The 17,897-nt window shown below is 45.7% G+C and carries 13 protein-coding genes; 7 read left to right on the forward strand and 6 right to left on the reverse strand.

Annotated elements, in window-relative coordinates; all coding sequences use genetic code 11:
* Positions 1-181: 181 nt before the first annotated feature.
* The gene (locus BST85_RS04215) at positions 182-1,459 is read left to right on the forward strand and encodes a carboxypeptidase-like regulatory domain-containing protein (protein ID WP_245917630.1); all 1,278 of its coding nucleotides are present in this window, start codon (positions 182-184) and stop codon (positions 1,457-1,459) included.
* Here BST85_RS04215 and BST85_RS04220 read toward each other — a convergent pair.
* On the reverse strand, positions 1,456-4,593 hold the full coding sequence (locus BST85_RS04220; RefSeq protein ID WP_104812118.1) for a WD40/YVTN/BNR-like repeat-containing protein: 3,138 nt from the start codon (positions 4,591-4,593) through the stop codon (positions 1,456-1,458). The two genes, BST85_RS04215 and BST85_RS04220, sit on opposite strands and share 4 nt — an antisense overlap.
* Positions 4,594-4,661: 68 nt before the next feature.
* Here BST85_RS04220 and BST85_RS04225 point away from each other — a divergent pair, with 68 nt between their 5' ends.
* From BST85_RS04225 to BST85_RS04240, 4 genes are all read left to right on the forward strand, one after another.
* Entirely contained in the window at positions 4,662-5,105 is a 444-nt protein-coding gene (locus BST85_RS04225; protein WP_245917631.1) for a hypothetical protein, read from the forward strand.
* 94 nt (positions 5,106-5,199) lie between these two features.
* The gene (locus BST85_RS04230) at positions 5,200-6,054 is read left to right on the forward strand and encodes an ABC transporter ATP-binding protein (protein WP_104812119.1); all 855 of its coding nucleotides are present in this window, start codon (positions 5,200-5,202) and stop codon (positions 6,052-6,054) included.
* Positions 6,051-6,881, forward strand: a complete 831-nt coding sequence (locus tag BST85_RS04235; RefSeq protein WP_104812120.1) for an ABC transporter permease — start codon at positions 6,051-6,053, stop codon at positions 6,879-6,881. Before BST85_RS04230 ends, BST85_RS04235 begins: the two co-directional genes overlap by 4 nt.
* Complete coding sequence (locus BST85_RS04240; RefSeq protein ID WP_104812121.1) at positions 6,878-7,531, forward strand: hypothetical protein; 654 nt, start codon at positions 6,878-6,880, stop codon at positions 7,529-7,531. The genes BST85_RS04235 and BST85_RS04240 overlap by 4 nt, the downstream gene beginning before the upstream one ends.
* A 7-nt stretch (positions 7,532-7,538) precedes the next feature.
* On the opposite strand, the gene BST85_RS04245 is transcribed toward BST85_RS04240, so the two are convergent.
* From BST85_RS04245 to BST85_RS04265, 5 genes are all read right to left on the reverse strand, one after another.
* On the reverse strand, positions 7,539-9,938 hold the full coding sequence (locus BST85_RS04245) for a glycoside hydrolase family 31 protein (protein ID WP_104812122.1): 2,400 nt from the start codon (positions 9,936-9,938) through the stop codon (positions 7,539-7,541).
* 72 nt (positions 9,939-10,010) lie between these two features.
* Complete coding sequence (glgB, locus tag BST85_RS04250; protein ID WP_104813897.1) at positions 10,011-11,936, reverse strand: 1,4-alpha-glucan branching protein GlgB; 1,926 nt, start codon at positions 11,934-11,936, stop codon at positions 10,011-10,013.
* Positions 11,937-11,941: 5 nt separating this feature from the next.
* Positions 11,942-13,570 carry a maltokinase N-terminal cap-like domain-containing protein gene (locus BST85_RS04255; RefSeq protein WP_104812123.1) on the reverse strand — a complete coding sequence of 543 codons (1,629 nt, stop codon included), beginning with the start codon at positions 13,568-13,570 and terminating at the stop codon, positions 11,942-11,944.
* Positions 13,570-15,510, reverse strand: a complete 1,941-nt coding sequence (locus tag BST85_RS04260) for an alpha-1,4-glucan--maltose-1-phosphate maltosyltransferase (protein ID WP_104812124.1) — start codon at positions 15,508-15,510, stop codon at positions 13,570-13,572. Before BST85_RS04260 ends, BST85_RS04255 begins: the two co-directional genes overlap by 1 nt.
* Positions 15,511-15,705: 195 nt before the next feature.
* On the reverse strand, positions 15,706-16,338 hold the full coding sequence (locus BST85_RS04265; protein ID WP_104812125.1) for an alpha/beta hydrolase: 633 nt from the start codon (positions 16,336-16,338) through the stop codon (positions 15,706-15,708).
* Between the two features lie 41 nt (positions 16,339-16,379).
* Here BST85_RS04265 and BST85_RS04270 point away from each other — a divergent pair, with 41 nt between their 5' ends.
* Both BST85_RS04270 and BST85_RS04275 read left to right on the forward strand, forming a co-directional pair.
* On the forward strand, positions 16,380-16,796 hold the full coding sequence (locus BST85_RS04270; RefSeq protein WP_104812126.1) for a PaaI family thioesterase: 417 nt from the start codon (positions 16,380-16,382) through the stop codon (positions 16,794-16,796).
* Positions 16,796-17,872 (forward strand): isochorismate synthase, encoded by a 1,077-nt coding sequence (locus tag BST85_RS04275; RefSeq protein WP_104812127.1) that lies wholly within the window; start codon positions 16,796-16,798, stop codon positions 17,870-17,872. The genes BST85_RS04270 and BST85_RS04275 overlap by 1 nt, the downstream gene beginning before the upstream one ends.
* The last annotated feature ends 25 nt before the right edge of the window (positions 17,873-17,897 follow it).

Genomic DNA, 17,897 nt, shown 5'->3' on the forward strand with positions numbered 1-17,897 from the left:
ATCACTTCGATTCACTAACCAGGTCAATCGAATCATTGTAAAATTAGCCATTTATTATGGAACTGTTACGTGCGAATATTCGCATATTTTAATATCTTTAAATGACATATCTTCATTTGATGACTAAGATCATTTTCTATTCATCATCAAAAAAGTTATTTCACTAAGAATTTTCAAAATCATGATTGTCAGACTGGTGGATGTATGTAACTCAATGAGAAACGGCTTTCAGCTAGTGGTCATCTTGTTTGTCGCATTTTCTATTCAGGCACAGACCGGTTACCAGACCTATAAAGGCAAAGTGGTAGATGAGGACAATCGCCATGTACTGGAGTCGGTCAATTTGCAGGTCAAGAATACCAATATTAGTACGGTGACCAATGCCGAAGGTGAATTCACCCTGAAAGTGGACAATGATCTGAATACCGGGATAGTCATTGTTTCCCTGTTGGGTTATCAGCCCCAAGAGATCTCCCTGGACGCCATCCAAAATGGTGACACTCGGATAGAACTCAAGCAGCAGGTAACCAGCCTGAGTGAAGTTAGCTTGGTTGCTTTTGGCAATGCGGAGGCTTTAGTGAGGCGTGTGTTTAACGATAAGTACAATAACCAACTGGACGAACCCGTGCTGATGACTGCCTTTTACAGGGAAACGATCAAAAAAAGAAGAAGGAACGTATCGCTAACCGAAGCCGTGGTGAACATATATAAACAACCCTATTCATCACTTAGAAGAGATATTTTGGAATTGCGAAAAGCAAGAAAGAATACGGATTATCGCCGCCTGGATACAGTTGCCATAAAACTGCAGGGAGGTCCGTTCTCTACTGTATTCCTTGACGTGATGAAATACCCGGAATTCATCTTTACTTCGGAAAACATAGGGGAGTACCGCTACGAATTTATGACCCCTTTGACGGTGAATAACAGAACGGTTTATGTGGTTTCGTTTACCTTGAAGGATCGGATGGATCAACCCCACTATTTTGGCAACCTCTACATCGATACGGAAACTCTGGCTCTAGTCAGTGCCAAATACGAATTGAATGTGGGAGACCGAAAAGCGGCCAGCCGTATGTTTGTAAAGAAGAAACCAAGGGATGTTACGGCTTATCCGCTAAGTGCAAATTACCATGTGGATTACAGAGAGAAGAATGGTAAATGGCATTATGGTTACGGCCGGGTCAACCTCTCATTCAAGGTAGATAAACGGGGTAAACTTTTTAACACTACCTATACACTGGCCAGCGAAATGGCCGTAACCGATTGGGAACCCAATCCGAATAATACCCTCGCTAAAGCCAAGGATAGATTGCGGCCGAATGTGGTAATTACCGATCAGGTTTCAGGATTCTCCGATCCAGACTTCTGGGGCCCGCTCAATGTGATCGAGCCCGAGAAATCTATAGAATCGGCAATAAATAAAATCAGACGGCAGTTACGCCGCAATGGAGATTAATCGTCCTTCATAATCAGCGCAGGCAGTTGCAACTGGTTGTAGAGTTGGTTGTATTGTTGCATCTCGGTTTGAATGATGCTGTTCTTCTCTTGTTCATAAACTGCCCAATCTTTCTTCAGATCTGCAAGTCGCTGACGTTCTCCTGTAGTGATCTCAGGTATGGCACCGTCCACAACACCCATTAGAAACAGTATCTCTGCATTCAGCTTATTGTTGAAGTTGATAACATCCTGGAAGGTCTTTTGTTTTGCTTGTATCAGGTTCTCTTCCCAGCTTGTGATCCGCTGGATCAAGCTGTCTCCTGTGGTGATTAATTCTGCTGCTTCTTCCTTGTCATCCAGCAGTATCTTGTAGCCTTTCAGTTGATCCCGTACCGAACGCATGTCGTTGACCGATTCATGAATAGCTTTGACCATTCCTTCCAACTCCATTAGCATTTGCTGTTGAGCAGCGTAGTCTGAATTACTAGCGGAGAGTCTTGGGTTCGGAAGAATTTGAGCTGTTGTACTGCTCACCTGATCGCCTAATTTTAGTTCCAGGGTATAGGGTCCGGGGCCAACACGACTACCATTGGTGCCACCAAATACAAAGACCTGATTTACTGTAGGCAGGTCGTCCCTTCGGAAATTCCAGCTAAACCGGTTATATCCTTGTTTCGCAGGAAGAACAGCAGGTCTTGACGGACCGCCGGGCCAGCTTTTAAAACCTTTGGGGGCCTTACTGCTGATGGTGCGAATAACTTGGTCTCCTTGCTTAATGGTAAGGGTCAGATCCAGGCTGTCCGGTTTCTCTGGGACGAAATAATCGAAAGTAACCCCGGAGACCGGGTTTTGACCAAGTCCAGGTGTACCGGCAGGAGCTCTGCCTCCAAAGATCCTATAACTTGGTTTGGGTTGGAAGATGGTCAGTTGGTTCTGGGTGGAGTTAAAATTCTGCAGTGCGGTCAGATCGTCCAGTATCCAAAATGAACGACCGGCTGTGGCTACGACCAGATCATTGTCCTGAATGACGAGATCGTTAATGGGTACAACCGGAAGGTTGAGTTGCATCTTCTCCCAATTATTTCCTGAGTCCATAGAAACATATAGGCCGGTTTCTGTACCAGCATAGAGTAAACCTTGTCTTTTGGGGTCCTCCCTTACTGCTCTTACGAAGGTGTGGTCTCCACTGATTCCATTGGTGATCTTGGTCCAATTCTGACCGTAATTGGTGGTCTTGAATATATAAGGCTTCAGGTCCATCTGCTTGTATCGCATAACGGCAACATAAGCCGTGGCAGGGTCGTGAGGAGAAACTTCTATACTGTTTATGATACCTTCTCCAAAATTACCGGGAGTGATTGCATTCCAGGTTGTACCCCCATCCTTGGTCAAGTGAAGCAGCCCATCGTCAGTTCCGGCATAGAGCACTCCTGCCTCATGGGGAGATTCCACCAGGTACATTATAGTATTGTAGTTCTCTCCACCGGCGGCCTCGTTGGTGTAAGGTCCTCCACCTGGCCCGTGCTTATCGGCTTCGTTCCTGGTTAGGTCCGGACTGATGATAGTCCAGCTTTGCCCTCCGTCAGTAGTCTTGAACACGTGATTTCCGGCATGATAAATAGTGTTTCGGTCATGAGGAGAGCTAATGATCGGTGCATTCCAGTTATGTCTGTATTTGGCATCTTTGGGTGCCTTGCTCAATCCCAATTCCGGGTATTGGTTAATGCCTTTACCTTCGCCGGACTCTTTCATCCAACGTTCAATGATACCCTGGTAACAACCGCCATAGACCACTATGGGATTATCTGGGTCAAACGCCAGGTAGGCACTCTCACAACCAGCTACGGAATACCAGTCCTTCCAATCTATTCCGCCATCGTTGGTGCGACTGGCTATAGCTATAGCCGAGTTGTCCTGCTGTCCGCCATAGACATAGTAGGGCGCTCGATTGTCCGTGATCACCCTATAGAACTGGGCGGTGGGTTGATTTTGTTGAGAGCTCCATGATCGTCCTCCATTGTTGGAGATATTGGCGCCTCCATCATTGGAGTTGATCATGATCTGGTTGTTCTGAGGGTGGATCCACAAATGATGATTATCCCCATGCGGAACCGGTACATTACTAAAACTCTTCCCTCCATCAATGGATTTCATGACCGGGGCGTTCAGCACATAAACGATGTTCTCGTTCTGCGGATCGGCAAAGATCTCCATATAGTACCAGGACCGGGCAATATTTACGCGGTTCTTATTGACCTGTGTCCATTTTTTCCCGGCATTATCAGACCTGTAGACTCCGCCTTTTTCTCCTTCGGCTTCTATCACGGCAAAGACCCGTTCCGGATTTGCGCGAGACACGGAGATACCGGCTTTTCCAAACTCTGCAGGTAAACCTCCCTTCATCTGGTCCCAGGTGCTGCCACCATCAGTCGACTTATACAATCCTGAATTAGGCCCGCCGGATTCCATGGTCCAGGGATAACGCCTATGTTCCCACATGGCGGCATAAAGGATAAGCGGATTGGTCATATCCATGGAAAGGGAAGAAGCTCCTGTCTTTTGATCGATGTAAAGCACCTTCTCCCAATTTTCTCCTCCATCTGTACTTCTGTAAATACCGCGATCTTCCGAATCCCCGAATTGAGCGCCTTGTGCAGCTACAAAAATGATATCGTCATTTTCTGGATGTATGATCACATCGGAAATATGGCGGGTAAAATCCAAACCGATGTGCTTCCAGGTCTTACCGGCATCCGTGGATTTGTATACACCATCGCCCATGGAGGTCATTACCCCCCTGGCCGCATGCTCGCCCATACCAACCACAACCAGGTTAGGGTTGGACTCAGAAACAGCTATAGCGCCTACTGTACCCGTCTTGAAATAGGCATCGGAGACATTTTTCCAGGTGATGCCGTCGTCGGTGGTCTTCCAAACTCCACCTCCCGTACTTCCCATGTAGTAGGTCATCGGTTGTCCAACAACGCCACTGGAAGTTACAGAACGACCACCCCTAAAAGGACCGATGTTCCGCCATTTGAGTGCGCTCATTTGATCATTTAGGCTTTTGGTTGTATTGTCACCCTTCTTTTGGGCGTTTAATGGTAAGAAAAACAGCATGATACATGCTATCAGATTGATGGTAGTTCTCATCTGGATTAATTTTTGTTCGTTTAAAGTTAACTAAACCGGAGCGAACCATTTAGTTATTATCTTTGATTATGCAACTGGCCAAAATACCTCCACAACCTCCACTTTGGGTCTCCTATTATCGGGTAACCAGTCCACTTATGTGGGCTTTGCTCTTATTTATTTTGGAATCGATCTGGTACGGTTATGAGCTTTGGTACGCGGCCAATTTCCGAGGATGGATACTTATCGTCTTCTGGCTGTGGTGTTTCCTGTTCTCCTTTGTTCACATTTTCCTGGTGATAATGGATGGCTGGTCACGTTTTCAGAATTATAAGCGGGTGAAGGACCAATTCTATCGTTATGGCTTTCAGTCCAGGATAGCAGAGGCCTATATAGTCTCCAGTTGTCAGCGTAGGGCGGTTAAAGTTGCAGCTTCAGAGCTGGGCATGGAAGAACTGGTGGTCAATTATTACAAAGAAAGGGGGTCAAGTGGTATCATTACATTCCCTACTTTATGCTACAAGATCCGTTGATCTTCTTTAAGAAAGCCTTTTGGTCCAGAACTTTTATTGAAAAGTACTACGCCTCCAAGTTCGACTATCGCTCCCTTTCATTGGAATACTCTGCATGATCTTTCAAACGGATGCCATCTCGAAATCCTTTGGACAAAGACTGGTCCTGGATCAGGTTAACTTTGGTTGCCAAGCTGGTGAGATAAAAGCGGTTATCGGTCCGAACGGTGCCGGAAAGACTACACTATTCAAATTGATTTTGGGTTTGTTACGGCCAGACTCAGGAAAGGTACATTGGAAAGCTGAAACGGAAAGATCCGTCGGTGCTATCATCGAGAAACCATCTTTTTATTCCTATTTGAATGCCTCAGAGAATATCCGGCTCTTCGGCAAGTTGCAAGGCCATAGAATAAATTCTGAGAAGGTTACCGAAATATTGGTCCGAGTTGGTTTGGATCCAGATCGCAAAGATCCGGTCAGGAATTATTCTATGGGAATGAAGCAACGTCTGGGAATTGCAATTGCCTTGCTTGGCGATCCCGAGGTCCTGATATTGGACGAACCTTTTTCCGGTCTGGACCCTATGGGAATACGTTCCTTAAGTGACTTGCTTACCGATCTTGCGAAAGAAGAGGATAAAGCCATAGTCATCTCCTCTCACTTTATGGATCAACTGATCAAGTTTTGTGATCAGGTATCGGTCATGTCCAAGGGATCTATTATCGTAGAAGGGAGTTCATATGATCTCTTGAGTGCAGATCCTAAAACATACCGTCTTGAAGGTCCTGACCTGCTGTCTTCTGACGTACTAAAGGAATTAGACCTGCAGGTGGATAAACACCGCGTCAATGTTCGAAGCGATCAGATGCTCATGCAGGACTTACTGGGAAAATTACTGGAAGAAGGAACAGTGATCACTGCTTGTATACCTCTTCTGGCCATTGAAGAACTGATGAAACCGGAACAGTGACAAGTTTGATCAACATAGAAATATTTAAACTACTCAAGCAGAAGAGAACCTACCTTGCCATAGTGGCGATCTTTGTTTTCGAGCTGGTTGTGCTTTGGGTAGCCCATGATCAAGGTAAGGCCATTCTGGATACCTTATTGGATCGACTAAAGGACACCTTTTACTTCAGCGGGGAATTGCTTAACGGCAATTTGATCACCTACCTGTTACTGAATTCGCTTTGGTTTCATCTTCCGTTGATCCTCATGATCATAGTCTCCGGGATGATGTGTTCTGAGTATGAGGATGGAACACTCAGAGCTGTTTTATTGCAACCAATCTCCAGATGGCAATTTCTAATGTCCAAATACCTGGTTGCTTCTTTATTTACAATTATAGTCGTCCTTTTCCTAGGTGTTACAGCAATAGGCTTTTCCCATTTGCTCTTTGGAGGAGGAGACCTGGTGGTCTATTTTGAACGATTCACCTTTTTCGATCAAACTGAAGCCCTGAGACGTTTGGGCTTGGCTTTTGTTGCAGGCTCTGTGACCATGGTGTTCTATACTGTGGTCAGTATGACCCTGGCTGTGCTTTTCAAACAAACCATTAAGACCTGGATAGTTGCTGCTGTTTTTCTGGTGTGTTCAAACTTGCTTGTACAGGTGGACCTGGGGTCCGAATGGCTAAACCTTTGGTTCTTTCCTAAACTGACCAATACCTGGCAAGAGTTCTTTGTGACCGATATCGATTGGAGCTTGATCGGTGTGCGATTAATGGTTTTAACAGTTTACACGCTCTTAGCAGCGAGCGTAGGTTTTTGGATATTCAATAGGAGGGAGATAGGATGAGATGGATCTTGTACATAGCGATTTTAACAATTACTACTGCTGCTGTTGGGCAGTCCACAGACTCACTGGTCATGTCCCTTCAACAGCGACTGGATACTATTCAGAGCTATTCCGCCCGTGTCCAATTGTCGGAGGAGATCGACTTTATTGATATGCCGGATAAGGAGGCTGTGATACATTATGAAAAGGACCAGCCCATTTTGATCCAATCGGAGGATTTTGTCCTACTCCCTAAGCGTGGATTAGATTTTTCACTTAGTGAACTATTTCGATATCCATATCTGGTGGTGGACAGGGGATGGGAAACTAAAGCCGGTATCAAACTGAAAGCACTCAATATTATACCAGAGGATCGAAAGGCTGATTTTTCCATTGCGACACTCTTAATAGACCCAGAGAGACTCCAACTAAAGGAATTGGAGATCAACACCAAAAAGGAGGGAAGCTTCTATGTAACCATGGATTACAACTCACCGCACGATCTGATGCCATCTGCGGCCGTGGTCAGTTTTACCTTAGAAAAACTACGTATCCCACTCAATTTTATGGGCAAGGACAGCTCTATAGACCGTAAAGCGCTACGTTCGGAAGAGCCCAAGGAGGGCCGGATAGTCATGAAGATCTCCGACTATCGTATCAACAAGCAATAACCTCAGATTATTCTCCTATAAAATGGAGTTCCGTAAAGTTTTTGTCTACCACAATACAGGTATTACCATTCACCCTTAATTCGGATAAAGGAGTTTCCTGGTTGTCAACCTCGATCTTCTTGATCTCGAATGGAAGTCCTTTCAGATCCAGTCTGAACTTGTCATATGGAGTAATATAACGTCCCTCTTTGTGCTGTTGAAGGATGAGCTCATTCTTTTTACCAGTCACCTTAAAGGTTCGGAAACTGTAGCGTCCTTTCTTATAATCGTAACCTTCATGGGCATCTTCATAAAGTACGGAATTCAGTTTACCCTCTTTGTAGTAGATCTCCAGTTCGACCTCATCGATCTCCTTTTCTCCTACATACTGCTGAACCGGATACTTCGGAATGATAGCTCCTTCCCGAACAAATAGCGGTATGGTCTGGATATCTGCGTCCACCCATTGTTCTTTACCACCTTTTACGACCTCGCCTGTCCAGTAGTTGTACCAACGACCACGTGGGATATACATTCTCCTTCCTTTGGCGTTGGGCTCCTGAATAGGGCAGACCAACAGATGGTCCCCACAGATGAACTCGTCGGTTCTGTAATAGGTTTGATGATCTTCTTGGTCAAAATACACCAGTGGTTTGATCATAGGGATGCCGTCGGTGGCATAGCGGTAGAACATGGTATATAGATAAGGCAATAACTTATACCTCAGCTCAATATACTTTCTGGTAATGTCCGTTACGTCCTGATCGAAAGACCAGGGCTCCTGGTCTCCGTGATCTCCGGAAGAGTGAACCCGACAGAATGGATGAAACACCCCTAATTGTATCCAGCGTATGAATAACTCTCCGGTTGGTTGTTCTGCAAATCCACCTATATCAGAACCGATGAACGACATGCCGGAAACGCACATGCGCTGTACTTGCTGATTGGCCAGCCACAAGTGTTCCCAACTCGCTACGTTGTCACCAGTCCAGGAGGAAGAGTACCTTTGGGTCCCGGAATAGGCAGAACGAGTAATGATAAATGGTCGTTTTGGATAAACGAATTCCTTGACGCCCTGATAGGTCGCCTTGGCCATTTGCATGCCATAAACATTGTGAGCCTTGCGGTGACTACAAGGATTGCCGTCGTAATCGTGACGTACATCCAGCGGGAAGGTCTTAGTTGGAACTTCCATTACGGCTGGCTCATTCATGTCATTCCATACGCCGGCTATGCCGACGTCCTCGATCAATTCTTTATAGAGTCCGCTCCACCAGGTCCGCACTTCAGGATTGGTAAAATCCGGGAAATTACATTCTCCTGGCCATACCTTTCCCCTCATCAAGGGACCATCTGCCCGCTGGCAGAAATAACCTTTCTCCAGGGCTTCATTATAGATATCGTAGTCCTTGTCGATCTTAATACCCGGGTCGATTATAGCAACGGTCTTAAACCCGTCCTCCTGCAATTCGCTGACCATTTTCTCAGGATCGGGAAAATAATCCTTGTTCCAGGTGAAGCATCGGAAGCCATCCATATAATCGATATCCAGGTAAAGGGCATCACAAGGGATCTTTAGCTCTCTGAACTTTGCTGCCAATTCTCTGACATTGCTTTCCGGATAATAACTCCACTTGGACTGGTGATAACCCAAGGCCCACAAGGGTGGCATCTCGGGTTTCCCGGTCAAGTCCGTATAGGAGGTAACTACCTGTTCCATTTCTGGCCCGTAGAAGAAATAGTAATTCATTTCCCCGCCTTGCGCCCAGAAACTGGTCACATTGCGGCGTTCATGGCCAAAGTCGAAGAAGGTTCGGAAGGTATTGTCAAAGAACAGCCCGTAAGCAGTATCATTGTGTAAGCCAATATAGAAGGGGATCGCTTTGTAGATGGGATCCCGATCTTTCCCATAGGCATATTCGTCGGTCACCCAGTTCTGCACTCGTTTACCTTTGAGGTTGAAGTGCATGGGCTTGTCACCCAAGCCATAGAAGCTCTCCATTTTCTGGGCTACCTTACTCATCTTCACAATATCAGAACCGTGCTCGTAGCTGAATTCCCAGTGGAATCCGATCTCGTCTTCCATGATCACCTGACCGTCCAGGGTTTTGATGGTCTTTCTGAAATTACTCTTGTCGATCTGCAGAATCAGCTTGGAAGTCCTGATCTGATAGTGATCTTTTTCTTCCGTGTAGTCTAATTGATTGTATCCATGAACGGCATCCTTGGAGATGGCATAGGAGAAGTCCTTTGCAAAACTTCCTTCGGTTGCATATCTGAATCTGAATACGCTATCTCTGAGAACAGTGACCTTTAAGGCAACCCCGTTGTCGGAGTAGAAATAAAAATTGTCTTTCTTTTTTTTGAAGTCTATAATGGACTTGGGAAACTGATTCCCCTTCTGTTCCAGTTCGGTATTGATAATCATAAAACGCGAGTTGTAAAGACGGCCATATCGAAGTGAAGGCCGGCCTTCGGGGTCTTAACTTTCTTTTTCTTTTTAGCTTTTCTTTCTCGTTTTCATCCTTTTCAGCGCCATCATGCCCAATGGAGGCAGGGTGAAACTAATGGATTGATCCCAGCGATGCCAGGGAATATCTTCTGTTTTGGGGCGGTTGCTGAAGGTCACCCCGCTACCGCCATAATTACTGTCGTCACTATTGAATACATAGCGATAACTACCTGCGTATGGTATCCCAATGCGGTAATCCTCTCGGATCACAGGGGTCATATTGCAAATGATGATCAGGTCGTCCTGTGGGTCTTCTCCGTGCCGGATAAAGGCCAATACCGAATTTTCGGAATCATCGTAGGAGATCCATTCAAATCCTTCTGCAGAGAACTGTTTTTGATGCAAGGCCGCCTCTTTCTGATATAGGGCATTGAGGTCGGACACCAAACGCTGTATGCCGCTGTGATAGCCATACTGTAGCAAATGCCAATCCAGACTGGTTTGGAAATCCCATTCTTCGCTTTGACCAAATTCGCCACCCATAAAAAGTAGTTTGGAACCTGGATGAGTGAACATATAGCTGTACAGCAATCGCAGGTTTGCAAAGCGCTGCCATTCGTCTCCTGGCATACGGCCAAGAATGGATTGCTTCCCGTAAACTACTTCATCATGACTCAGAGGCAGCATGAAATTCTCCGTAAAGGCGTAGGTCATGCTGAAGGTGATATCATTCTGGTGATGTTGGCGGTAAATGGGCTCTTTCTTAAAATACTCCAGGGTATCGTGCATCCAGCCCATCATCCATTTCATTCCAAATCCGAGTCCTCCCAGGTAGAGCGGACGCGAAACCATAGGAAAGGAGGTAGACTCTTCTGCTATTGTCTGAACTCCTTCGAAATTTCCATAAACAGCCTCGTTCAGTTCTTTAAAGAATGAAATAGCATCCAAGTTTTCCCTGCCTCCATAAATGTTTGGTTCCCATTCTCCATCCTCCCTGGAATAATCAAGGTAAAGCATAGAGGCTACGGCATCCACACGTAAGCCATCCACATGGTATTGATCTAACCAAAAAAGCGCATTGCTGATCAGGAAAGCACGAACCTCATTGCGTCCGTAATTGAAGATCAAACTCTTCCAATCCGGGTGATAACCTTTCCGCCTGTCCGGATGCTCGTACAAATGTGATCCGTCAAAGAATCCAAGTCCATGTGCATCTTCCGGGAAGTGGGAGGGAACCCAATCCAGGATGACTGCTATATCATTACGATGTAACTGGTCAATCAGTTTTTTTAGTTCCTCCGGGTAACCAAAACGAGAAGTAGGCGCAAAGTAGCCCGTTAGTTGATATCCCCATGAAGGATCGTATGGATACTCCATGATAGGCATGAATTCTACATGGGTGAAGTTCATCTTCTTCACATAGGCTACCAACTCTTCCGCCAATTCCAAATAGCTCAGCGGCCGGTCTTCTTCAAGGTTTCTCATCCAGGACCCCAGGTGGACTTCGTAAACGGAGATCGCCTTATCCAGGCGGTTCAGGTCCTTGCGTTTTTTCATCCAGGAGTCGTCCTTCCACTGGTATGGGGATTCCCATACGATGGAAGCTGTATGCGGAGGGTGCTCCGCACGAAAAGCAAAAGGATCCGCCTTCTCCGTCTTTATATCATTGTGATGCGAATGGATCTTGTACTTGTAGGAGGCTCCTTTCTGAACTCCAGGGATAAATCCTTCCCAGATACCAGAACCATCCCAACGCACGTTCAAGGGATGCTCGCCCTCTATCCAATAATTAAAATCTCCGATCACAGAAACCGCCTTGGCCGAGGGTGCCCATACCGCAAAATATACTCCTTCCTCTCCATCGACCTCCATCAGGTGTGCACCTAATTTTTCATAAAGGCGGAAGTGTTTCCCGCTCTTAAACAGGTCGATGTCAAAATCTGTAAACAGGCTGTGTCCCTTAACTTTACTCATAAAACTTATTCCTGGTTCATAATCGAGGCGATTCCCTCCAGAGGGATAACTGCCCATAGTGGACGAGCATTCATCTCGTAACCCAATTCGTAAACTGCCTTTTCTAACATGCTGTACTTCAGCATAAACACCCGTTCTTGGTTGTATCCAATATTCAAATTGGCAGCTTGGATCAATTCGGTGTATTTCTGCAAGAATACCCCGATCAGATATCTGTAAAGTATCTCACCAGCTGTAACCAGGTCTTCGTGAGTAGAGTCCAGTTCGGAACCGTGGTTAAATATGGTGGCATAGATCGCATAGTGGAATGACCGGAACAAACCAGCTACATCCTTTAGCGGAGGTTGCTTCACCTGTCTATCCCTGATTGTACTTTCCGGTTCCCCTTCGAAGTCCAGGATAATGAAATCTCCGTCCTTAACTAGGATCTGTCCTAAGTGATAATCCCCGTGTATCCTGATCCGTTCCCCCTTTAACTTGGTCCAGTCGTAATCCTGGAAGCGTTTCCTGATCTCATTCTTACCATCCAGGAATTGCTTGGCCAATTCCAAGGTCTTACCGTCCAGTTTATGCAGATTGTTCTCAACGGTATTGAGGCGATTCTGGAACTGGTAAAAAACCCTGTTCTTTAGCCAGACCTCGTAATCCATGTTGAAATGTTGTGGCTCGAAGGCAGTCTCTTCAAACTCGCTACCCAGGGCAATATGCATTTCCGCAGTTCGCTTGGCCATCTGTTCGATCTCCTGGAAAATACTCAGACCGGCCCAGTCTATGATCTCGTGTGGTACCTTTCTTAGGGGCAACCGAAGGAACAATTCGTGATTGGGTAACCGATCTACTTTGATACCTCGAAGCGACAGATTACTAAATACCTTTAGCATCTTTTCCAGCATGTACTCCCAGGCATCACCTTGGTTCGGAACCAATTCCTGCATCAAGGCAATGGTGATGATAAAGTTGTCACTATCTATGATATTCAAACTACCCTGGTAGGCCGGTGTATTCTTAAATCCTTTGCGGTTGGACAAAAACCGGGACATTTCGTAATCCGGGTTCTTGTTGGCATAGATACGTCTAAAGAACTTGATGACACATTTGTCATTGATGATCACTGAGGTGTTGCTCTGTTCCATCCCCATGAAGCGAGAGGACTGATAGGCTGTTTCCTTTAAGGCATCCCCTCTATGATATTGGACTCGGGTGGTGTCATTTGGTTCGGAACTGAGGATACGCTCAAAAACCAGTCTTCGAAATGCTTCCAGATTGATGGCGTCTATCAAGACCCCATCTGTACCCTGCACATTTACACTAAGGATTCTGTCCTTCTTGGCAAAATCTTCATCGGTCACAAAAGCAATGGGCAAGAAATAGTGTTGGTAGAAAGCCTCTTGGAAATTGACTTCAAGGATCAGCCCGTAATACACTTCTTCATTTTGCTGAATTCGAAAGTACTCGGTCAGTTCTATATATTTCAGCTTACTGGACTTGCCGCCATACCAGCGTTGTTTCTGTATGTATTCTTCCAGTACTTCGGAGAGGAACATCTTCACGAAGCCCTCGTCGTCCATAAGTTGTTCCCAGGGTACATTGAACCTGGGGATAGACTTGTTCTTACTGGTTTCTGCTTTGGCCATTAATGGGTGATCTTAAACAAGTGGAAAGGTAAGGCAGGGTGTAATTCTACATAATTCCATTCTTTATCCCAAATATAGCTGCTACCTGTGATTTGGTCAGTCATTTGTACGGGATGACCTTCGGAGATGCCCATGGCATGCAGCGGTAATTGCACCCAACCATTTTGAGCATAATACGGATCCAGGTTGACGATCATGATGGTCTCGTCCTGTCGGTCCTGGTCAAACTTGTAGTAGGCCAATAGCTGATCATTCTCTACAGCCAGGAATTGAATATCATTGGTCTGCTGTAAAGAAGTATGCTGTTTTCTAATGTGGTTGATCTTTCCGATCAAGGTGGTCAGTTTGTTCTCTACGCTCCAGTCCCAGGATCGGATCTGGAATTTTTCGGAATCCAGGTATTCTTCCTTGCCAGGTAATGCTGCGCCCTGCATTTGTTCAAAAACAGGACCGTAAATACCTGTATTCGAACTCAGGGTTGCGGCCAGGAAATACTTCTGTAAATAAATCGGTTCGTGACTGCTTTGCAAGGCCCAGGGGTTGATGTCCGGGGTGTTGGGCCAAAAGTTAGGCCGGAAAAAGTACTGCTGGTCGGTCTGGGTCAATTCCACCAGGTAGTCGATCAACTCCTGCTTGCTGTTTCTCCAGGTGAAATAAGTATAAGATTGAGTAAAGCCTTGTTTGGCCAACTGATGCATGACCTTCGGTTTGGTAAAGGCTTCCGATAGGAAGATCACTTCTGGATATTTCTTTTTGACCTCGGCAATCAACCACCCCCAGAAGTAGAATGGTTTGGTGTGTGGGTTATCCACGCGAAAGACTCGAATACCGCACTCTTCTATCCAATACATGGCAATGCTCAACATTTCTTTCCAGAGGTTCTTCCAGTCCTCACTTTCAAAATGAATAGGCAGGATGTCCTGGTATTTCTTGGGCGGATTTTCGGCGTACTGTACAGTCCCATCCGGTCTCCATTTGAACCAGGCGGGATGCTCTTTGACCCAGGGATGATCCGGTGCGGCCTGCAAGGCAAAGTCCATGGCCACTTCAATTCCTAATTCCTTAGCCTTATTGACCAAGGACTTGAAATCCTCCACAGTTCCCAACTCTGGGTGAATGTCCTTATGACCACCGTATTGGGAGCCAATACCCCAGGTGGATCCCACATCACCTTCCTGTGCTTCGGTGGTGTTGTTCTTTCCTTTGCGATTGACCTCCCCAATTGGATGAACGGGCGGGAGGTAAAGCACATCGAACCCCATATCCGCAATACGAGGAAGCAAGGCTTCACAGTCTTTAAAAGTACCGTGAACACCTGGTTCTGGGGAAGAAGACCTGGGGAAAAACTCGTACCACGTACTGAATCCAGCCCTTTTTCGTTCTGCAAAAGCACCCAATTCGGCACTTGCATTGACCAGGAACTTGTTTGGATAGCGCACGAAAATATCGTGAAGTTCAGCACTTTGTGCAGCCACAACTGCTTCTTCGTAATGAGCCGGATCTTCAAATTTTTCTGCCAGGGAAGACAAGAATTTCTTTTTGTCCCCTTTGGTTTTTTTTGTGAGATCTTTGAGGTAAGTTGCTCCTTCTAACAATTCAGAATTCACATGCTGACCGTCATCGATCTTACGCTCAATGCCGTGTTGCCAATTCAGGGCGTGATCTACCCAGGCTTCAACCTTGTATTGGTAGGGCCCCTCTTTTTCCATTTCCATGGTAGCTCCCCATCGATCATTCTCGATTGGTTGCATTCTGACTTCCTTCCAATTTCTCTCTTTCTGGTGCTTATAACGAAGACTAGCAGCGATCACATCGTGGCCATCGGAGAAGACGTCAGCCTGAACTTCGATTCGGTCACCAATAATACATTTAATGGGGTGAAGACCGCCATCCAATTGAGGATAGACTTTTTCAACGATCACTCGCCTTTGATTGAGCATAATAGCGCGGTTGGTTTAATGGACGTTAAATATATGAAACCGTCCAAAGAAATAGAGGTACTTTCTCCTTTTTAGACAGCCTATAACGTTTTCGTTTGATACTTTTTTCACCATCTGGGCTCATAGCGGTCACTTTACCTAACAAATTGCTGATTTTCAGTGCAAATTCGGTCTTTAATTCGAGCTTAGAAAAACCTAAATCTGCAGCAGATATTCTTCATTGACAACATGGGCTCCCTTAAATGGGCGTTCCTGTACGGATCCAAAAAGCGCCTCTGCTCTTTTCCTTTCCAGGTCCAGCCTATCCTGGTTAATATATGGGTCCGAATTACCGAAGACATAGTGAACCTTTGTCGTTTCTTGAAAATGGCTGAAGTCCTTTGCAGTCAACTCTTTAGGAAGACCGCCAGAATGAATGATTAGCTGATCACATCTTCTTTGATATTTGGCCAACCAGCGGGTGGCGATGGAAACTCCCTGCGAATAACCCAAAACGATAAGTTCGCAGTTGGTATGAGCTAATTCTGCCTGCCATACCCCTTCCACATAGTTTAGAACATTATCGGTCTCGTTTACCGTGTCCTCCCGGGTGAGCCAACTAGCACCTACGTGTTTAAAGTCTGGGCCTTGATAGTATTTGGACGGAGCCTGAGGGGCGATTATATAATTCTTGACGGGATCTAGGTTTTTGAAGTGTCTTATAAAATATCTGCTCAAATATCCCATCCCGTGAAATACCATCCAGATCCTTTGAGTATCGGCACTCAGCTTGTTCAAAGTGGAGTAGGTGTTCGAGGCCTGGTAATTGATTCTTTTTTCAGTGGACATCCCGGGTTGATTTTTTATTTTTACAAAAATATCGATCCCAAATGGACCCCAAAGACCAGCTACTTAAAAAACTCAACTCCCTTTGCCCAAATACACTGATGGAGACCCTTCAGATTGAATTTGTGGATGTTGAAGACGAAATGGTTGTTGCCCGTATGCCGGTCACAAACAGGGTTCATCAGCCCGACGGTGTGCTGCATGGCGGTGCTACAGTCGCATTGGCTGAAAGTGTTGGAAGTGCGGCTTCCCATTTGTTTTTAGGTGGTCAGGATGTTCAGGTTCGAGGGATAGAGATCTCTGCCAATCACTTAAAAAGTGTAAAGAACGGCTATGTTTTCGCTCAAGCTACAGTAATTCATAAAGGACGCAGTACTCAACTTTGGCAGATACGGATAACGGACGACCAAGATCGACTGATCTCCCTGGTCAAACTTACCACCATAACATTATCTAACTGATGAGGAATGTTGAGGAGCTTATTGCTCGAACAGATTGTTCCCTGGAACACTCACGTCCTTTCGTTATTTACAGTGAGGTAGGCTCCAAGACTATTCAGGCTTATTTTAGTGAGGATAATCCATCAGAAATAGAACCATTTTCCGGCCGTGGTTTTGTTTTCGCGCCTTATCAATATGACAACAATGCGTTGTTTTTGAACTTTGACAATAGTAGCAGTTTGCACCTTGAGCATACTGAATGGTCACAGGAGCTGACAAGTCTCAGTGGAGAGAACAGGCCTTGTACTGAATCTGAAATGAGTTCTTATTTGAGATTGGTAAAGGATGCCCTTTCCCTGATCAAAGTTAAGACGGTGAAAAAAGTGGTCACTAGCCGATGTTCTTCCATTGCGTTGAGAGATTTTGACTTGAATAGTCTTTTTCGCCGGCTCTTTGGTCTTTATCCGGACGCGTTTTGTTATATCTGGTATCATCCGGAATCTGGTCTTTGGTGTGGGGCAACCCCAGAGTTACTGGTACAGACAGATGGTCAGGAATTCCATACCATGGCCCTGGCCGGAACCAAACCCTATGAACAATATCTTCCGGCCAATTGGTCCGAGAAGGAGGAAGAAGAGCAACAATTGGTGGTGGACTTCATTGTCAACAGATTGCAAAAGGTGACATCGGTTGTCAAATTATCCAAGACACGGACTCACCGAGCTGGTCAGGTAGTTCACTTGAGAACTGACATCAGTGGAATGCTGAAAAAGAACAAGACCACCTTGGGAAGTTTGGTAAGAACATTACACCCAACTTCTGCTGTATGTGGTATGCCTAGGAAATTGTCTTCAAATTTCCTCGAAAAGCAGGAAGGCTATGACAGGGAGTACTACACCGGGTTTCTCGGGCCTTATAACCAGGAGGAGAGTATGGGGAAACTATATGTTAACCTGCGTTGCATGAAACTTTTTAAGGATAAAGCCCATATTTATGTGGGTGGAGGAATTACCGAGCAATCGGACCCACAATCCGAGTGGGAGGAGACCGAGAACAAGAAGCGCACCATGTTAGAGGTGCTCTCCGCTATGCTTTAAAATGTGGCCCTGCCTTCGTAACTTT

Source organism: Aureitalea marina, assembly GCF_002943755.1.
GTDB classification, from domain to species: Bacteria; Bacteroidota; Bacteroidia; order Flavobacteriales; family Flavobacteriaceae; genus Aureitalea; species Aureitalea marina.

Excerpts from the sequence above, each read along its gene's own strand:
- BST85_RS04225 (WP_245917631.1), top strand. The coding sequence starts at position 4,662 with ATGCAACTGGCCAAAATACCTCCACAACCTCCACTTTGGGTCTCCTAT.
- glgB (WP_104813897.1), bottom strand. The coding sequence starts at position 11,936 with ATGAGTAAAGTTAAGGGACACAGCCTGTTTACAGATTTTGACATCGAC.
- BST85_RS04260 (WP_104812124.1), bottom strand. The coding sequence starts at position 15,510 with ATGCTCAATCAAAGGCGAGTGATCGTTGAAAAAGTCTATCCTCAATTG.
- BST85_RS04240 (WP_104812121.1), top strand. The coding sequence starts at position 6,878 with ATGAGATGGATCTTGTACATAGCGATTTTAACAATTACTACTGCTGCT.
- BST85_RS04230 (WP_104812119.1), top strand. The coding sequence starts at position 5,200 with ATGATCTTTCAAACGGATGCCATCTCGAAATCCTTTGGACAAAGACTG.
- BST85_RS04220 (WP_104812118.1), bottom strand. The coding sequence starts at position 4,593 with ATGAGAACTACCATCAATCTGATAGCATGTATCATGCTGTTTTTCTTA.
- BST85_RS04245 (WP_104812122.1), bottom strand. The coding sequence starts at position 9,938 with ATGATTATCAATACCGAACTGGAACAGAAGGGGAATCAGTTTCCCAAG.
- BST85_RS04215 (WP_245917630.1), top strand. The coding sequence starts at position 182 with ATGATTGTCAGACTGGTGGATGTATGTAACTCAATGAGAAACGGCTTT.
- BST85_RS04270 (WP_104812126.1), top strand. The coding sequence starts at position 16,380 with ATGGACCCCAAAGACCAGCTACTTAAAAAACTCAACTCCCTTTGCCCA.
- BST85_RS04265 (WP_104812125.1), bottom strand. The coding sequence starts at position 16,338 with ATGTCCACTGAAAAAAGAATCAATTACCAGGCCTCGAACACCTACTCC.
- BST85_RS04255 (WP_104812123.1), bottom strand. The coding sequence starts at position 13,570 with ATGGCCAAAGCAGAAACCAGTAAGAACAAGTCTATCCCCAGGTTCAAT.
- BST85_RS04275 (WP_104812127.1), top strand. The coding sequence starts at position 16,796 with ATGAGGAATGTTGAGGAGCTTATTGCTCGAACAGATTGTTCCCTGGAA.